This is a genomic window from Kribbella sp. NPDC050241, assembly GCF_044459685.1.
In the GTDB taxonomy this organism is placed as follows: Bacteria; Actinomycetota; Actinomycetes; order Propionibacteriales; family Kribbellaceae; genus Kribbella.
The window spans coordinates 103,329-120,697 of sequence record NZ_JBITJE010000017.1 but is presented as its reverse complement, the minus strand read 5'-3'; the positions used below and the strand labels follow the sequence as shown (position 1 = coordinate 120,697).

Genomic DNA, 17,369 nt, shown 5'->3' with positions numbered 1-17,369 from the left:
CACACAGTGACCATCGCTACGCGTCGTGTGCCGTGGGTGGGCCACATCATGGACATGACTACTAATGTTTAAGGGAGCATAGGTTCGACTAATATCACGCTGAGGCTCATGGTGGGACGGTTCGACGTGCGCAACGGCTCGGTTACCTCCCACAGCACGTCGCGGTGAAATCTCGGTGCTGCTGGCAACCGTCTCTGCCTGCCGGTTGATGACCTTCTCGTCGGCGCCGGCGAGAAGCTGTTCGGGCCGACGGATTTGCTCGTAGTGCTGGCGGAGGAGCTTCAGGACCAGGCACGTCGCCGCCACCGGCACTCTGATCCGGGCGCCGGTGGCGGCGAGCTCTCTTACAGGGAAGGGGTCATTGCCCAGGCGCCAGCACCGGGCTGTTGTGGTAGGCGGCGATCAGCCACTGGCCGTCCCGCTTCTCGAAAACCCAGGTCGCGTTGACCTTGCCGGTGTCCGGAACCTCGGTCTGGCCGGGGAACAGGATGCCGGATTCGCTGATGACGATCGCTGCGTCCCTGCCGACGAAGCGGAGGCTGAGCTGCTTGTTGGAGGTCGAGCTGCCCTTGAGTGGCCCCGCGAAGGCCAGAGCCATGTTCTCGCGGATTACGTCTCGGCTGTCGCGGAGCGAGCCGGTCATGATGGCGGTCGCGTCGGTGGTGTAGTTCGCGACCATGCCGGCGGCGTCGCCGGCCTCCCATGCCTTGTAGGAGTCAACCAGTACGGCCTGGATGGCGGCCTCGTCTGCCGGACGACTGTGTGACATCGGGTTCTCCCTTGTGATCGGTTCGCTCGGGGTATTCCGGCGAACTCGGGAATACATACCGTCGGCAGGCCCGGAACTCATCGCGTCCGCACAGAAAGTTGGTGAGGCGTACTGATCCACGGTCCCCGTGGCGCGTGCCGGCCTACAAGCTCAGCCACACTCCAGGCGGGGCGCCGACGCCCGCCGTTGACAAGTCCCTAGTCGTCGAGTCTGGCCGCCAGACCGAAGGTTGCGAAGACCTCGGAATCTTGGAACACCGAATTCCGGGTGATGCCGGCGGCCGTGACCGTGAAGATCTGGAGCGTGTGCAGCTCGTAACCGCCACCGACGCGCTGGTATGCGGCGAAACCGGGCTGGCCGTTGGCGGCGACGATCTTCAGCTGCCAGTCCGTTCCGGCCTTCGCGAAGACCCATTCCATGAACAGGCCGTAGTTGGCGGGGCCGGTGAACCAGTTGAGCATCGGCGGCATCTCCATGAGCACGTCCTCGGTGAGCAGCCGCTTGAGCCCCTCGATGTCTGCGTTCATGAATGCTTTCATGTAGCGCTCGACCCAGGCTCGCTGCTCGGCCTCGAGTGGCTCGCTGACATTTTCGTGCTGGATCCCGATCTCCTTCAGCCGGGTACGGGCCCGCTGTAGGGAACTGTTCACCGACACGACGGTGGTGCCGAGGATCTCCGCCGCCTCGGCCGCGGAGAAGCTGAGCACGTCACGCAGGATCAGCGCACCGCGCTGACGCGCCGACAGGTGCTGCAGGGCGGCGGCGAACGCCAGACGCAGACTGCCGCGGTCGATCACGGCCCCGGCCGGATCACCGCCGGTCAGCAAGGAGTCCGGCAACGGCTGAAGCCAGGGCACGTTGTCTCCCAGGACCAGCGGCGCGAGCGGCTCCGACTCGGCCACCAACCCCGACGGCAATGGCCGACGGCCATGGCCCTTCAACGCGGTCAGGCAGGCGTTCGTCGCGATCCGGTAGAGCCAGGTCCGTAGGGAACTACGGGACTCGTCGTACTGCTCCCGCGCCCGCCATGCCCTCAGGTACGTGTCCTGCACCAAGTCCTCAGCGTCGTGAACAGTGCCGAGCATCCGGTAGCAGTACGCCAGCAACTCCGAACGGAACGGTTCGACCAGCCGATCGAAGCCCTCTACGTTCGTCGTCACGTCCACGCCCTTCTCTGCTCCGATCAAGATCACCATGCTCGAGCGACTGTAGCCGTGAGTACCGACAGCGCTTGTGGTGGTGAGAGCGGAGTACGCGCCGGCCGGGCCTCAGGCGACCGGCCGCCGTTGAGGGGCCGTCGAGGACGACGGATACGGTCCGCAGCTGGTAGCAGACGAGGTCGTCGCGGGGCCCGAGGACGAGTGAAGTGGCGGCGAGCGCGTCCCACCAGAACATGATGTCGAGTGCTGGCGTCCGCGGGCAGACTGAAGGTATGCGGTACGTCGAGTTGCGCCGCCACACCGAGAACGAGGGTGATCGCCTGACGCCGAGGGGCGTGGCGGATGCCGAGGCGATCGGTGGCCGGCTGCGGCCGCCGTATGCGGCGTTCGTCTCGACCGGAGCGGTTCGTTGCACCGAGGTGCTGGAGATCCTGCGGGCCGCGGCCGATCAGGACGGCGTCCCGATCGTGGAGGCAGTCGGCCTGCGGTCCATGGTCGAGGACCGGTGGCGCGACGCCGTCAAGGCTGCGGGCAAGGGTGCGGATGTCGAGGATGTCCGTGATGTCGATCCGGATCTGGTCGAGCGGGAGTCGTTGCTGCTGGGTGCGGCGTTGCGGCAGGTGGTGGACGCGCTTCCGGAGGGCGGCAGGGCCCTCGTGGTCGGGCATAGCCCGACGAACGAGGCTGCTGTGCTGGGACTGACCGGTCGAGCGATACCGCCTTTGGGCAAGGGCCAAGGAGTCCTGTTGATCGAGGACAGCGGGACCTTCCGGCTCGAGCCACTCGCCTGAGTATCGCCAGCGACCGGTCGGTCCCGCTGAGTCACCTTCACCGAGCCGGGGGGTGGGCTTCGAGGTGAAGGCGACCATATTCAGCGTAAGACTGTCCCGCGCTCAGGCGACCAGACGCCGGATAACGATTGCACAGCCAGCCGCGGGACCTCACGCTGCCGAATTTCCTATGGCTTCACCGACCCAGTAGGTCACCGCGTGGCGGGGTCAGGGGGTGGTCGCCGTCGAGCAGTTCGTGGAGTTGCGCGATCGCTTTGGTGATGTCGTCGTAGTCATTCTGGGCGGCGCTGGGGTTCGGCGCTGGTGAGGCCGCAGCGGTGCACGTGACGGAAGTCGCCGTACGGGAACTTGTAGTGGCCTTTGCCTGCTCGTCCTGCTCGTCCCGAACGGTGTGCGACTTCCCGATCGCCCGCGATCCGACACGTCTGCGCCCGCGGATCGTCGTACGGCAGGGTCCGGCCGACGACCTTCGCGGCCGCCCGGCGGCGCTTGATTTGGGTGCCGACACTGCGGGTACCGGGGGCTGGCCGCCGGCCGGTTCCTCGCTCGCACCGTGTGACCGGTTGGTGGCATCGGACAATCCGTTGAGGAGGGGCCATGAACGACACTTCCGGTAGTCTCGTCCGCCTGGACGACACGGCGTTGGCCCTGGCCGAGACGGCCGACGACCTTCGCGGCCGGACCGTTGTCGACCGCAACGGTGACGAGGTCGGTGACGTCGACGGTCTGATCGTCGACGAGGAGGAACGGCGAGCCCGATTCCTCGAGGTCGGGTCCGGCGGGTTCCTCGGCCTGGGTGAGAAGAGACAGCTCGTCCCGGTCGACGCGATCACGCGGATCGATGACGACAAGGTCCATATCTCCGCCGAACGCACCCACGTGGCCGGTGGCCCGGTCTACGACCCCGAGATGGTGCCTGAGGCCCGGTACTACGAAGACCTCTACGGCTACTACGGCTTCTCGCCGTTCTGGACCCCCGGCTACATGGATCCAGGCTTCCGACGCTGACAACAGCCGCATCGCGCACGGACGCACTGGGTTGCGAAGTACGAGCCGGCCAGGATCAGGACGCAACCGAGCAGTTGGAGCGGCGTCGCCCGCTCGCCAAGGACCAAGCGCGAGGGCGCCGACCGTGAGCATGAGGAGTACGGCGAGCGGCGGCAAGGCCAGGAGGCACCGATAGAAACTGGCGGTCCCCGGGCTGGCGCCGGCCAGGTCCCACCCTGCCGGCCTTGACCTCAAGTGTGGTGGGAACCACTTGCTCGGTTCTGGGCAGAAGTGTTGCGTTGGCGCATCCTCTCCGAACGCCCACGCGAGGTGGTCATCGGCCTGGAGGAGTCAGCGCCCATCGGCATCTGCTTCATGCCGGTCGAAGAAGGCAAACGGTCAAGAACCGCCTCCACCTCGATCTGACGTGTGATCCCGAGGATCGAGACGAGGAGATCGACCGCATCCTGAGCCTCGGCGGCCGCCGTGTCGACATCGGCCAGTCCGGAGGCGAGTCGTGGACTGTGCTCGCAGACCCCGAGGGAAACGAGTTCTGCGAGTGCGGCCTCAGCAGACACCCGTGTCCTGACCAATTCGGCAGCTGAAGCGGCCTCCGCGATCTCCTGAGGTTTGGGCGGCATCGCGCTGTCGTTGCTTCCGGCAACTGCCGCGTAGTCGGTCAGTCGTGGAGTCTGTCCGGTCCGTGCAGTGCGTAACGACGTCCCCGGTGAGAGATACCCGACAGAGAGGATGTCGTCATGACACGCTCCGTTTCGCCACTGCTGGCCGCGGGAATCGTCGCCGGGCCGCTGTTCGTCGGCGGGACGGTTGAGTCGGCGAGGCCCTTGCACACGTGCGGCTTGCACATCCGGCGGCACCGTCGGCATCCGGCTGGGTTGTTGCGGGGGCAGCGGTTGCCTTCGTGCTCGTCGCATTGGTGTGGGCGGGTCGTTCGGTGCTCGATGTCTTTCTTGCGGCCTCGGCAGTGGATGCGGCAGCGGCGCAGCTCGGAGTAGAAGGTGTCGAGTGCTCGACGTCGAGCCGCGTAGGTTGCGTTGAGCCGAGCAAGGGCTTGATGTGGGTGTTGTACTTCGACAGGTAGCCGCGCTTTGTCTGGATGTCGACGTCGAGGTGCTTCTCATGAGCTGGTCGACGGTCGCTCGCGTCTTTGGATTGCGCTTTTCGTCGACCTGGTTCAGAAATCGGGTGCGGACCTGCTCGGCAACGTCGGCCTGCTTGGGTCCGGGTGGAACCGTGTCGGTCAGGTACAGCTTCCTCCGCATCACGGGGGTCCCGGCCCGCGTACACCCGGACGCGCAGTGCCCCAGATGGCAACGGGTCAACGCTGCCGCGTTGCGCTTGCGGGGCTGGGCCTGCCAGGTTGCGGGCGGCAGCGGACGGTTGGCGTCATGAGGGATGTCATGACGCCGAACCGCTGCTGACTGCCGTCAGGCGCAAAGCCTGTGACCTGCGGCTTTGTGGAGTAGGGCGGGCGGGACTCGAACCCGCGACCCAGGGATTATGAGAGCCCCGCCACTTGCCACACTGGGCAGCTTCACGCTGCAGGACTTCGGAATCTGGCCTCTCTGACAGACTCGACCCACTCTGTTAGACACGGTTTCATGGCACGAACCATGGCACGCTTGTTAATCCAGCTGAGCCCAGACCGAGCGGCGGTGCGGGCGGCCGTACCTCAACTACCTGATCGTGATGGCGGCCCAGTCGAACCACGTCGACCGTGAGCTCGATGCCAAAAGACGATCCCTCGGCCAGCCCACAGTAACCACAGATCGACGCCGGGCGGATCGGCTGACGTGTACCTCTTGCTATGCGGCTGATGGTCGCGTCGTGGTGCGATCTGAGCACCGACGATTTCGTTGCTCTGGGCACCGTTCACCCTTAATGCAGCCAACTCGCGTTGAATCCACACCCAATCGCCGCTAATGACAACGAATCACTAGGTTTCGCGACGTGCCAGTCCAGCACTCGACGTTAGATCCGCCGACTGCCTCCCTACAGGTTGCCGGTGTGGCAACTGCGACCGCACGTGGTGCGTGGACCCTGACGCGGAGCTAGACGGGCTGCCTCCCGAGCAAGTCCCCGCCGGCGCGACGCGCGACTGCCCGAACCGCGGTCCCATCAAGCGGCAGAACGGAACTTGAGCGCCAGCCGCGGGAGAGGCACAGCGTGAACTGCGCGCAGCTCAGAGGATGCGGAGGCTGGAGCATGCGTTGACGAAAGGCTCACACGCCGGTCAGGAGTCCACAGGGCCGATCGGTCTGTTGACCGCTGAGGCCGGTGCGGCCGAGGTGGCGGTGGAGCAGCCATGGCGATCGCCGTGGCCGGTGGGGGCATCACTGTCTGCGAGCGCGGACTGGTGACTTCGTGATCGTTGTTCATTCGTCGAATGCACGCGGAACTCGGGGGTACCGAAAGTGCTCACGGGGCAACAAGGGAATCTTGGAAGGAGCCCCGTGCGATCTGTCCATGTGCTTGTGCGCAAGCGCGAAGTCACACTCTTCCTCCTGATCGGTGGGAGCATCGCGGTGCTCGGCCACGCGTTGCTGATGATGCTGATCGGGCTCGGCATAGTGCCCGGGGTGGCGAACGCGATTCAGATCGTGGTGACGCTGCAGCTCAGCTTCGTGGCCCACGACGCCCTGACCTGGCGCTGGCTAGGGGGCCAGCGGCGGGGCCGCTGGCTGAGCCGGTGGTGGCGTTTTCAGGCCGCCCGTAGTGCCAGTGCGGTTTTGAGCCTGGCCTTGTTTCCGGTGTTGTCGCCTGTGGTCGGAACGACCGTGGCGTACTGGGGCCTCCTCGCCTGCGGGACAGTCGTCAACTTCTGCACCGACCGGTTCTGGTCGTTCACCCACCGAACCGGAGGCGACCGGGGTGGTGGACCTGTGGACGTTCCTGCCGCTCATCGCGGCGCACGTAGTCGTCCTGCCGTCCGGGTGTCGGCCGGTCTGGCGGTCCTGATCGTCGTGGTCGGGACGGCTGCCGTTTTCGTCGACGCGTTCCTTGTTGTGGTGTCGCTGTTCATGCTGCTCGTCGCGGTGACCACGTTGGCGTTCCAGCTGTACAAGTGGTGGCGGCCGCAGAACAACGATCCTGGACAGTATGGCGAACCGGACGCTCCTGAGCTGCCGGGTGTGATCCTGGTGCCGATGCGCGACGAGGAGGCGGTCGCGGGCCGGACGCTGGAGCGATTGGCCAACCTGGACCATCCCGAGTACCGGGTGATGCCGATCATCGATCACCCGGACGACCCTGGCACTGCGGCGATCGCGCACGCCAAGGCAGCCGAGTATCCGGGTCGGGTGCTGGTGGCGCGGTATCCGGAGGACACCGACGTCCACAACAAGCCGATCGGCTTGAACGCCGCGGTTCGGCTGCTCGAGGAAATGGAGATCGACTACGAGTGGATCGGTATCGCCGACGCCGAAGACCTGTTCCACCCCGGGTTGCTGCGCATGGTCGATTACCGGTTCCGCCGCACCGGCGCGGGCATCGTGCAGTGCGGGGTGCAGTTGATGAACTTCAGCGCCCACCCGAGCCAGGTACCGATGCCTGCTGGTCGGTTGCCGCGGCTGCGGCGCTGGCTGCGGGCCAACGCGTCCGGCTGGTGGCGGGCTGCGAACGTGCTGGAGTACTACAAGTGGTTCCAGTCCCGGCTCAAGCTGCAGGCCGTCGTCAAGGTGATGCCGTTGGGCGGGAACACCGTGTTCTTCCGGCGTCAGTTCCTCGACGCGCTGCGTGCGCGCCACGGTGCCTCCTGGGACGAGGACTGCCTGACCGAGGACTGCAAGATCGGCATCGCCGCGTCCGTGCTCGGATTCGCCGTCGACGTGGTCTACGTCGACGACCTGGTCACCCGCGAGGAGACTCCGGACACGCTCGGCGGACTGCTGCGGCAGAGGGTGCGGTGGATGCAGGGCTTCACCCAGGTCTTCACCGAGCGTGAGTGGCTCGAGCTGCCCCGCCTGTGGCAGCGGGTGCTGGCTGTGTACGTCCTGGGTTTCCAGTACTTCCAGGCCTTCGCCATCGTCTTTGCGCCGTTCGCCCTGGCTCTCGCGCTGGCCCACAAGTCCCCGGTCGCGGTGGCGTTGCTGGCCAGCGTGCCGCTGGGGATCAGCCTGCTCACGACCGCCCTGGACCTGCTGATGCTGCACCAGTTCGGCCGGACCTTCGAGCAGAAGGTGCGGTTACGCGACTACCTCGGCGTGGCCATCGGCGCCTACCCATACCAGGTAGTGCTGTCGGTGGCTGGGCTGTGGGCGCTGTTGCGGCACCTGCGGGGACGCACCAATTGGGTGAAGACCGCCCACTCCGGCGCGCACCTGACCAGCGTGCCCGGCGCCACCCACGGCGGCCAGGCCGCGGCGGCGCTGCCGGAGGAGGCCGCATGACCGGCGCAACCACGCTGGACGTCCCCGATCTCACCCCCGACGGCGGCGGAGACGCGCGAGCGCCGTCATTGCGGCGCCGGATCCGGCGCGGCGCTCAGGCGTGGATCGGGCGGCATCTGATCAGTCTGGTGATCGTGCTGCCGCTCCTGTCGGTCGTCGGGGCGGTGCATGGCATTGGCATGGCCACGTTTCCGCGGTTCGTCGATGACCCTGGGACCTACCTGTCGCAGGCGTGGTCGTTGCAGTACGAGCACCGGCTGTCGCCGTACTCCTATTTCTATGACCACGCCCCGGCGGGGTGGATCCAGATCGCGGCCTGGTCGGCGCTGACTAACGGCTTCAACCGATACGACTCGTCGATCGGGTTCGGCAACGAGTGCATGCTGATCGCCAAGGTGGTCAGCACCGCACTGCTGTTCGTGCTCGGCCGCCGGCTCGGTTTCGGCCGGGTCGCGGCCACCGGCGCCGCGCTGCTGTTCGGGCTGTGCCCCTTGGCCCTGGTCTACGGCAGGTGGACGTTCCTGGACAACCTGGTCACTCCGTGGCTGTTGCTGGCGTTCGTGCTGGCCTACTCGCCACGGCGCAGCATCGCCGCCGCGGTCGGCGCCACGCTGGCGTTCGGGATGGCCGCGCTGACCAAGGAAACCGCCCTGGTGGTGCTGCCGGCCTTCGCTTGGGCGCTGCTGCAGAACCTGGACCGGCGAAACCGGGCCCACCTGCTGGTCACATCGACCTTCGCCGGCATCCTGCTGATGGCGCTGTATCCCCTGATGGCCCTGTTCAAGGGCGAACTGTTGCCGGGACCTGGACACAACAGTCTCGTCGGCACGGCGGTGTGGCAGCTGGCCGACCGGGCCGCCAGCGGTTCGGTCCTGGACCCGCACAGCGCCACCGCCGACCAACTGCACGGCTGGCTGCAATACGACCGGTGGCTGCTGCTGCTCGGCCTGGCCGCGATCCCGGTCGCGTTCCTGGTACGCCGGCTGCGGCCCGTGGCGCTGGTCCTGGTCATCCAGTGGCTGGTCATGGTCCGCGGCGGATACGTACCGTTCATGCACGTCATCAACCTGCTGCCGTGGAGCGCGCTGCTGATCGCCGGCGCCGTTAGTACCGTCGCCGGAACTCCAGCGCTGGTACCGACCGGGTGGTTGCGGGCACGGGCATCGAGCGGCGCCGCTCACGGCGTACGAATCGCTGCCGCTGGGCTGCTGGCACTCGGCCTGATCGGTGTCACGACCGCGTCCTGGACGCCGCGACTGCAGCAGATGATGACCGTCAGCCAGGAACAGCCGCTGCGCTCGGCCACCACCTGGCTGGCCGGCAACGTCGCGCGCAACAACGTCGTCGTGGTGCACGACAGCATCTGGACCGATCTCGTCCACCGCTACGGCTTCAACCCCCACCCGATCATGATCTACAAGCTCGACAGCGACCCCGCGGTACGCGACAACCTCACGCGCATCGACTACCTGGTCCTGCCCGACTGGTACTACACCATCGGCGACGCGCCGCAGAAGTACCCCACCCTGATGGAGGCTCGCAAGCACGCGGTCGTGGTGGCGTCCTTCGGCACCGGTCCCGACCGGGTCCGGATCTACCGGGTCAGCGATCGCTGGAAACCGACGTGACCGGCCGCTACCGCCGACTGATCACCGGCGATCTCCGCTCAGGACGACGCAGAGGTCCAGGGATTGCTGGAAGGTGGAGGGTGGGGCGCCTGGTCACCGGGGCGGTCACTGTCGCCATGGTCGGCGCCGGGTGCGGCCACCAGCCCGACACATCACTGCACCCCGACCCACCGAACACCCACTACGCACAGCTGCGCCACCCGTTCAAGAACGCGACGCTGTACGTCGACACCAAGACCGCCGCCGCACGCTGGCAAGCCGTGCACCGCGCGGACTGGCTCGACCCGATCACCAGCCAACCGCAAGCCCGCTGGCTCAACGGCCCCAAGGACCTGGCCAAGGTGCCACGCCTGGTCAGCCACGCCCGGGATCGCGGCGAACTGCCGGTCTTCGTCGCCTACTACATCCCCAACCGCGGCTGCACCGATTTCAAGCAGGGCGCACCGGACACTACGGCGTACAACGCGTATGTCCGCGACCTGGTCGACGCCCTCGGCCCAGTCCACTCCGTGATTGTGCTCGAACCCGACGCGACCGCCGCCGATTGCTACAACCTCGGCCGCGGCAAACTCCTGACCCATGCTGTCCAGGCACTGTCCAAGGCCGGGCACTCGGTCTACCTCGACGCCGGGCATGCCCGCTGGCGCTCCACTGGCGAGATGGCTACTCGGCTCCTGCAATCCGGGATCGCCCACGCCGAGGGCTTCGCAGTCAACGTCGCCAACCGCCAAACCACCAACGAGAGCTACCGATGGGGCCTGGAACTGTCCGACCTGACCGGCGACCGCGACTTCGTCATCGACACCTCCCGCAACGGCACCGGACCGCCACCCGACGACCCAAAGCGTGACGACGAATGGTGCAACCCAGCCCGACAGGCACTCGGCGCCGCGCCGCAAACCACCCACCAGCCACACCTCGCCGCGTTCCTCTGGATCAAAGCCCCAGGCGAATCGGACGGGGAATGCGGCGGCGAACAGACCTATCTGTTCTCGCCCACACAGGCTCGCAACCTCATCGCCGCCACCCGACGGTTGACCCAGGCGCAACGCGCCGCCGCCGCAACTGCGTCCGTAGCAGGTCCCTAGCCGCCACCACCCAGCCTTGATCGGTTGCCGCGGCAGTTGTCCTTCCGCCATTGGTGGATTTGAACCTGCGGAGTGTTGCTTGACCCGCATGGTGGTGGGTACCGGCGCTCTACCAAATGCTCGAGACACCGGGTGCGGGTCTCGAGCCCGCACGCGTGTCACGGGCTCCCTGCTGGGCCACGGCCCACCTGCACCCGAAAGGCAGACCGCGATGTCGATGCACGCATTCGACCCCTGGACCTACCGAGCGACTTCCGGCTACACCGAGGGCAACGACCTGAACGGATACAAGATCGCCGCCACCGACGGCGACATCGGCAAGGTCGACGGAGCCACCGACCAGCCCGGCACCGCCGGGCTGGTGGTCGACACCGGGCCGTGGATCTTCGGCCGCAAGGTGCTGCTGCCGGCTGGCGTGGTCGAGCGGGTCGACCACGACGACGAGAAGGTCTACGTCGACCGCACCAAGGACCAGATCAAGGCCGCCCCCGAGTACGACCCGGACACCGGAGCCGATGACGACTACCGCACCCGGCTCGGCGGCTACTACGACGACACCTACCGCACCGGTATGTAGTCGGCTGCGCGTAAACGGCCGTTCGGCGGCCGGTGCCGCGGTCCCGCCCAACACGGTCCCGCGCCCACGGCCGCCGAACACACCCGCCAGATCGCCCGCCGCCCGGCGCTCAGCCCACAGCGCTCTCGGGACATGCGACGACCAGCTCCGCACCGAAGACACTCACGCCGGAGGCACGCATTGACCGACCAAACGTCGATCCGCAACAACACCGACTCGTGGAGCGACGACGAGATCACCCAACTGTGCGAACTCGCCGAATGCTCCACAACCGCACACATCATCGCGCTCAACCTAGGTCGCAGCGAGGACGTCGTGCAATCCAAAGCGCACGAGCTCGGGCTATCGCTGGACCCCTGACCGAAACCGCGCCACGGCACTGGCGCTTGCGGATTCCGCGTTTCGGCTCGGGTACCGAGCAGAGGTCGGCTGGGTCCTTTCTCGAGCAGGAACCAGCGTCGGGGACGCGGATCCTTCCGGCCAGCCAAGTAGTTCTGGGGCCTACGGGGGAGTTGGCCGGGAGGATTTGCGGTTGACCGTTAGTCAGTCTTTGCGGGGCGTAGCGTTGGATGCAGCTGGTTACGTGTCCCCCCCGATGCGGGCCAGTCAGGCTGACCCCGCGCCATCCCCCCGGCCGGTGGCCCCCACCAAGACGGCGCCTGTCGTGATCGCGCGGGCACCATCCGGAGGCGCGAAGGACGCCGAAGCGGTCCGGCAGCTTCCAGCAGGTCCTCGTCATCACCAACGGCGACAAGCCCGGCGACACGATCACCGTCACCGACCTCGAAGGCCAGATCCTCATCGAGCACACCCGCCCCGCACCCGCCACCGGCTACGTCGGCAACGCCAGACCACCCGGACCGCACACCAACAAACCCCGACCGTCACCGAAGTCCTGAGACATCAACTGTCACCGATGTCCTGAGGCAGAACTGTCACCCATGTCCTGAGATATCACAGACGTCTGACGCGCAGCAGTTGCAGGCAATCGAACATAGGTTCCCTTGAGCTCAGGACCTGGGATTGCGCGGTGACCTGCGGGTCTGCGTCCTGGACGATGTCGACGACGCAGGCGGCGCCGGACCGGGAGATGACCTGATCATGCCTCCGGAAACCGACGGTGGCCCAGATCACAACGGCGTCGTGTCGAGCGCCTGGAGGTCGGGGATCAGGGCGGCGATCCGGTCGAGCTGATCGTGCTGCGAGCGGAGATCCAGAGCAGCCAAGCGGATGACGAGATGCCGGGCGCCGGCGGCGACGTAGCGGCCGAGGCCGTCGAGGATCTGCTCGGCGGAGCCGCCGACGACAGCCTGGATCTTCTCGAGTTCCGCCAGCGGCATTCCGTAGTTGGCGCGGGCATAGTCGTCGAGCGATCCACGAGGGCTTTCGCCAACCCGAACCGACACGAACAGGGCCGGGGTGATTTGCTCGGCCAGACGCCCGGAGTCGGCCGCCGCCTTCCGCACGCTCAGCAGGCCGGAGGCGTAGTCGGACGGGGCGGGCGGGTACGGCAGCCACCCGTCGTACAGTCGGCCGGTGCGGTCGAGCGCGGCCGGGGTCGCGCCGCCGAGCCAAATCGGCGGGCCGTCAGCCCGATATGGCCGGGTCGCCGCCGGCAGGTCGTCGTACCGAAGGATCTCGCCATGGAACGACGTGGCGCCGGCCCACAACGCCCGCCACAGCGCAACGGTCTCGTCCAGCCGCGCGAACCGGTGCGCCCACGGGACCTCGGACAGCGTGTAGAACGGTCGCCCGAAGCGGCCGGGGAACCCGGCACCGACCGCCACCGCAAGCCGGCCGCCGGACAGCAGGTCGATCGAAGCCAGCGACTGCGCGACCTGGACCGGGCGGCGCAGGAACGGCAGCAGCGCGCCGGTCCCCAGCGTCACGCGCTCGGTGGCGGGCGCGAGCGCGGCCAGCATGGTCAGGGCCTCGATCCGCGGGCTGATCAGGGAGTCGTTGACGAAGAGCGAGGAGAAGCCCGACCGCTCGGCCTCGATGCCGAAGGCAACCAAGTCGCGGGGGTCGCCGTCCGCGCCCCACTGGGCTTTTCCGGTCGGGAGAAGTACGCCGATGTCCATGCCCCCGAGGCTCCAGTGCTGCGACACTGACCTCAATTCCCCCGGAGGAATATCGTGACTGGGATCACTTCGGAGTCAGATGTCCATCCGGCGCCGGCGTCCGTTCGACGCAGCGACGACAGCAGGTCACAACCACAACCCCGCGGAGCCACCACCATGCGTACCCTGATGGCCACTGCGTGGGCCTCAGTTACGCATCTTTCTGCCCTAGATCCTTTGATGACGCAGCGGTTATCGATGCTTCGGGATTTGGTTACGACTGTCGAAACAGGTTCAGAGCCGAATAGTATGCGTGTGGCATCTCAGGCTGGAGACCTACGGCCTAGCTGACCGAGGTTGTCCACGAGAGCCTAGCGGCCGGGTCCGGCGGTCAAAGGCTATGACTGGGTGGATCGCACAAGCTCGATCACGGAGGCGGCAAGCGGTGCCTCGCCGCCGAGAGACACGGTCGCGCGACGGCCGCGCGAGGCAGTGACCAATCCTGCTGCGACGAGCAGAGCCACAGCACGGTGCGCGGTGCTCGGCGCCACGCCGTACCGCTCAGCCAGAGACTTCTCGGTCGGCAGGGGATCGCCGGGGGAGAGGATGCCGGAGTCGATCGCGCCGCAGGTCTGCGGCGATCGGTTCGTATGGTTGGAGGTCTTTGTCCGAGGCACTTGGTGTTTGAGGCGTTGTCGACCGTGCGGCCGGCTCGGATGCCGTTGGCCTCGGTGGCACTCGAGTTGGCGTTGATCCGGCGGCGCGCTGGTCGGCCTCTGACCACCAGGCGGTGTAGACCCGCAGGGTCGTGGTCCCGCCGCCGGAGTGGCCGAGTCGTCCGGCGGCGGCGCGTACGTTGTAGCCGGCGTTGATCAGCTCGGTCGCGTTGTAGTGGCGGTGATTCTTGAGCGTGCTGTGGATCCCTAGGCGTTTCGCGAGCCTCGCATAGCGTTTGCTGAGTGTGTCTGGGTGGTGGGGCACGGTCCCGTCGGGAACGGGGGAGTAGATGAATCCGTTGGGGTTGAACGGGATGCCCGCAGCAGCGGCTCGCGCTCGGGCTCTTTGCACCTGTTCGTCTAGGATCGCGTCGGGTTCAGGGTCGAGGATGATTCGGCGCTGTTGATGGGTCTTGGTGTCCTTCTCCTCCAGTCCGCCGTCGTCGTTGATGAAGATCGACCGCTCGACATTCAGTACGGATGTTGCGCCTTGCGTGCGCTCGCGGTCGCTCCAGCGCAGTGCGCACATCTCGCCGCGGCGGATGCCTGTGGTGGTCTTGATCGACAGGAATGATCCCCAGTCTTTGTCTTCTTCCCAGGCCGCAGTGATCAGTCTTCCGACTTCGTCGACAGTCGGTGGCTGTGGATTCGGGGCTGGGAGCCCTGGCTTGTCTGCGTGTTCGGCTGGGTTCACCGAGATCCACTTCCAGACGACGGCGCGGTCGAGGGCGCCGCTCAGGATCCAGTGAATCTGCCGGACGGATGAGTCGGCGAGGCCCTTGCACACGTGGGGCTTGCACATCCGCCGGCATCGCCGGCATCCGTCCGGGTTGTTGCGGGGGCAGCGGTTGCCTTCGTGCTCATCACAATGGTGTGGCCGGGTCGTTCGGTGCTCGATGTCTTTCTTGCGGCCCCGGCAATGGATGCGGCACCGTCGCAGCTCGGAGTAGAAGGTGTCGAGTGTCTCGACATCGAGCCGCGTCAGTTGGGTTGCGCCGAGCAACGGCTTGATATGGGTGTTGTACTTCGAGAGGTAGCCGCGCCTCGTTTGAGTGTCGACGTCGAGAACCTTGAAGTACTTCTCCATGAGCTGGTCAACCGTCGCCCGTGTCTTTGGATTGCGCTTCTCGTCGACCTGGTTGAGGAGCCGGGTCCGCGTCTTGTCAGCTTCCTTCTCCTGCCGTGGGCCGACCGGAACTACCTCGTTGAGGTAGAGATCGTCCTTCGTGACGGGGTCGACGCCGGCGTACACCCGCACCTGAAGGGAGCCGGAGGGCAGGCGGCGAATGGAGCCGCGCTGACGGCTCGGCTTCCTCGATTGACCTGCCATGCACTGACCGCAACATGATGTTCATGGCATGAACCATGGCACGCGACTGCTTTGGGTCCACCACGCAGGAGGCCGAACGGCTTCCTGACCTGCGGTTTTACCTAGTAGGGCGGGCGGGACTCGAACCCGCGACCCAGGGATTATGAGTCCCCTGCTCTAACCAGCTGAGCTACCGCCCCGTGCTCGGCAGATGGTATCTGGTGGGTGTGGGGGAGTGGGGAAACCAGGGGTGCGTCAGGGGTTTGACTGAGGGGTAGGTGGGGCGGACCAGGCATGATGGAGGCAGGTCCGACGAAGGGAACACCGATGGGCTGGTTCATTTTCCTCATCCTTGTAGTGGGCGCGATCGCGGCGTACAAGTATCGGGTGCCGCTGCTGGCCAAGTTGACCGGTCAGCCGCAGGACCGGATTCAGCGCGCCATCGACCGCAAGAAGGGCAAATAACGCTGACTCCTGAGGAGTGCCGGGTGCAGATTGTGCTCTGAGGAGACGCGACCGCACGCCGGGCCTGCAGGCATGCAGAAAGCCGGTCCCATGGAGGGACCGGCTTCTTGTACTACGCCCGCGATCTGACATCTGACAGGTGGTTGCGGGTTGCGTCGATTCGCTCGGAGCTCTTCAGACTGTTGGTTCGTAGGGTGCCGGCGGTACGTCGTACCGAGACGCCGGCACGGCCACGGCAGTGTTCCTGCTGATCGTGACCAGCGCCATCAGCGTGTGTTCGAACCAACCGAACAGTGCCCACACGAACAGTGACCACACGGCCGTCCCAGCTGCTACGGCGAGCGCGACTGTGATCGAGTTCGCTCCGTCGTCCAGGACTGCCGCGAGCACACTGACCGCGCCGGTGGTGATCGCCAGCGCGATCAGGATCCATTTGATCACGCTGATCGCAGTCGCAACTCGTGCCCCCTGCGCCGCTGAATTCGACATCGGTTCCCCCTCTCATCCGCCCGAGCCCCCTCGGACATGCGCTCACGGTACGTCCGAGGCCGATGCCAGCCAACAGGCGAACCTGTCCACGATCGAGGGACGGAGATGTGATGCCGCATTGGGCGAGGAAGGTAGGCCGCGAGGGCACCGAGCAATGAAAAAAGCCGGCTTCTGGGGGAGGCCGGCTGGTGGGTTGCTCCCGCGACTGGACTCGAACCAGTAACCTGCCGGTTAACAGCCGGCTGCTCTGCCAATTGAGCTACGCGGGATCGGGATCGAACCTGTCCCCGAACCCCGAGGACCTGAGTAGGTTAGCAGGACGGGGCCGAACTACAAAAACGGGATTCGGCCTGCCCGGGCTTGCCTTCTGGGTCAGATTCCGAACTCGTCCCGGACCGACTTCAGGGCCTCTTCGGCGGCATCCAGTACGCCGGGTTGGTCCGGCTCCAAGCCCTTGTCCAGAACGAAGTTCCAGGTGACCGGGACGTCGGCGGTGGCCGGGTTGCGGCGGCCGATGATGCGTACGCCGCGCTTGCCGACGAGGGGGACGTGGCGCTGGATCACGATGCTCGCGTCGACCCGTTCGCGGAGCAGTTGCCCGAAGCGGCCTGGGTCGTCGACCTGGAGGTCGGTGGCGCGTAGCGGCGTACCGAAGGCGGTGGTCTCGTAGACATGCAGGACCGAGGCGTCGGAGTCCCAGCCGGCGCGCTCGATCTTCTCCCAGCCGACGCGACGGACGGACTCCGGCGAGTCGGTCGGCAGGTAGACGGCCGCGCGGGTGCCCGCGACCCATGTGCCGTTGGTCAGGCGGACGGCGGCCAGGATGTCTTCCTTGCCGACGGGTGAGTGCCGGGACGCGATGGTCACCGCCTCGGTCAGCTCACGGGGCCAGGAACTACGCCTGAGTCTCACCTGCTCATC

Annotated in this window: 16 protein-coding genes and 2 tRNA genes; 9 read left to right on the top strand and 9 right to left on the bottom strand. The window is 66.5% G+C overall.

What is annotated here, in order from left to right:
* Positions 1-358: 358 nt before the first annotated feature.
* Positions 359-769: an SgcJ/EcaC family oxidoreductase gene (locus ACIBG5_RS41220; RefSeq protein WP_396397525.1), complete on the bottom strand. Its 411-nt coding sequence runs from the start codon at positions 767-769 to the stop codon at positions 359-361.
* 197 nt (positions 770-966) lie between these two features.
* Positions 967-1,929, bottom strand: a complete 963-nt coding sequence (locus ACIBG5_RS41215; protein ID WP_396397524.1) for a sigma-70 family RNA polymerase sigma factor — start codon at positions 1,927-1,929, stop codon at positions 967-969.
* 272 nt (positions 1,930-2,201) lie between these two features.
* On the opposite strand from ACIBG5_RS41215, the gene ACIBG5_RS41210 reads away from it, so the two are divergent.
* The 8 genes from ACIBG5_RS41210 (at position 2,202) to ACIBG5_RS41175 (ending at position 11,769) form a co-directional block, all read left to right on the top strand.
* Positions 2,202-2,720 carry a hypothetical protein gene (locus ACIBG5_RS41210; RefSeq protein ID WP_396397522.1) on the top strand — a complete coding sequence of 173 codons (519 nt, stop codon included), beginning with the start codon at positions 2,202-2,204 and terminating at the stop codon, positions 2,718-2,720.
* A gap of 597 nt (positions 2,721-3,317) precedes the next feature.
* Positions 3,318-3,728 (top strand): PRC-barrel domain-containing protein, encoded by a 411-nt coding sequence (locus tag ACIBG5_RS41205; RefSeq protein WP_396397520.1) that lies wholly within the window; start codon positions 3,318-3,320, stop codon positions 3,726-3,728.
* Positions 3,729-3,964: 236 nt separating this feature from the next.
* Complete coding sequence (locus ACIBG5_RS41200) at positions 3,965-4,312, top strand: VOC family protein (RefSeq protein ID WP_396397541.1); 348 nt, start codon at positions 3,965-3,967, stop codon at positions 4,310-4,312.
* A 1,869-nt stretch (positions 4,313-6,181) separates the two neighbouring features.
* Positions 6,182-8,116 (top strand): glycosyltransferase, encoded by a 1,935-nt coding sequence (locus ACIBG5_RS41195; protein ID WP_396397518.1) that lies wholly within the window; start codon positions 6,182-6,184, stop codon positions 8,114-8,116.
* The gene (locus ACIBG5_RS41190; RefSeq protein ID WP_396397517.1) at positions 8,113-9,744 is read left to right on the top strand and encodes an ArnT family glycosyltransferase; all 1,632 of its coding nucleotides are present in this window, start codon (positions 8,113-8,115) and stop codon (positions 9,742-9,744) included. Before ACIBG5_RS41195 ends, ACIBG5_RS41190 begins: the two co-directional genes overlap by 4 nt.
* A gap of 80 nt (positions 9,745-9,824) precedes the next feature.
* On the top strand, positions 9,825-10,832 hold the full coding sequence (locus ACIBG5_RS41185; RefSeq protein WP_396397515.1) for a glycoside hydrolase family 6 protein: 1,008 nt from the start codon (positions 9,825-9,827) through the stop codon (positions 10,830-10,832).
* Between the two features lie 211 nt (positions 10,833-11,043).
* Positions 11,044-11,409, top strand: coding sequence for a PRC-barrel domain-containing protein (locus ACIBG5_RS41180; protein WP_396397513.1), 366 nt, complete (start codon positions 11,044-11,046; stop codon positions 11,407-11,409).
* Positions 11,410-11,589: 180 nt separating this feature from the next.
* The gene (locus tag ACIBG5_RS41175; RefSeq protein ID WP_396397511.1) at positions 11,590-11,769 is read left to right on the top strand and encodes a hypothetical protein; all 180 of its coding nucleotides are present in this window, start codon (positions 11,590-11,592) and stop codon (positions 11,767-11,769) included.
* Positions 11,770-12,539: 770 nt separating this feature from the next.
* On the opposite strand, the gene ACIBG5_RS41170 is transcribed toward ACIBG5_RS41175, so the two are convergent.
* The 4 genes from ACIBG5_RS41170 to ACIBG5_RS41155 all read right to left on the bottom strand — a co-directional run bounded on the left by ACIBG5_RS41170 (position 12,540) and on the right by ACIBG5_RS41155 (position 15,694).
* Positions 12,540-13,490 carry an LLM class flavin-dependent oxidoreductase gene (locus ACIBG5_RS41170; RefSeq protein ID WP_396397510.1) on the bottom strand — a complete coding sequence of 317 codons (951 nt, stop codon included), beginning with the start codon at positions 13,488-13,490 and terminating at the stop codon, positions 12,540-12,542.
* Between the two features lie 377 nt (positions 13,491-13,867).
* Positions 13,868-14,146: a winged helix-turn-helix domain-containing protein gene (locus ACIBG5_RS41165; protein ID WP_396397508.1), complete on the bottom strand. Its 279-nt coding sequence runs from the start codon at positions 14,144-14,146 to the stop codon at positions 13,868-13,870.
* Positions 14,031-15,515 carry a tyrosine-type recombinase/integrase gene (locus ACIBG5_RS41160; protein WP_396397507.1) on the bottom strand — a complete coding sequence of 495 codons (1,485 nt, stop codon included), beginning with the start codon at positions 15,513-15,515 and terminating at the stop codon, positions 14,031-14,033. Before ACIBG5_RS41160 ends, ACIBG5_RS41165 begins: the two co-directional genes overlap by 116 nt.
* A 105-nt stretch (positions 15,516-15,620) precedes the next feature.
* Positions 15,621-15,694, bottom strand: a tRNA-Ile gene (locus tag ACIBG5_RS41155).
* A gap of 127 nt (positions 15,695-15,821) precedes the next feature.
* Between ACIBG5_RS41155 and ACIBG5_RS41150 the strand changes: the two genes are divergently transcribed.
* Positions 15,822-15,959: a hypothetical protein gene (locus ACIBG5_RS41150; RefSeq protein WP_360453030.1), complete on the top strand. Its 138-nt coding sequence runs from the start codon at positions 15,822-15,824 to the stop codon at positions 15,957-15,959.
* 174 nt (positions 15,960-16,133) lie between these two features.
* Here the strand turns inward: ACIBG5_RS41150 and ACIBG5_RS41145 are convergent, their stop codons facing one another.
* From ACIBG5_RS41145 to ACIBG5_RS41135, 3 genes are all read right to left on the bottom strand, one after another.
* Positions 16,134-16,448, bottom strand: coding sequence for a hypothetical protein (locus tag ACIBG5_RS41145; protein WP_396397506.1), 315 nt, complete (start codon positions 16,446-16,448; stop codon positions 16,134-16,136).
* Between the two features lie 196 nt (positions 16,449-16,644).
* Positions 16,645-16,717 (bottom strand) — tRNA-Asn (locus ACIBG5_RS41140).
* A gap of 103 nt (positions 16,718-16,820) precedes the next feature.
* Positions 16,821-17,360: a hypothetical protein gene (locus ACIBG5_RS41135; protein WP_396397504.1), complete on the bottom strand. Its 540-nt coding sequence runs from the start codon at positions 17,358-17,360 to the stop codon at positions 16,821-16,823.
* Positions 17,361-17,369 lie beyond the last annotated feature (9 nt).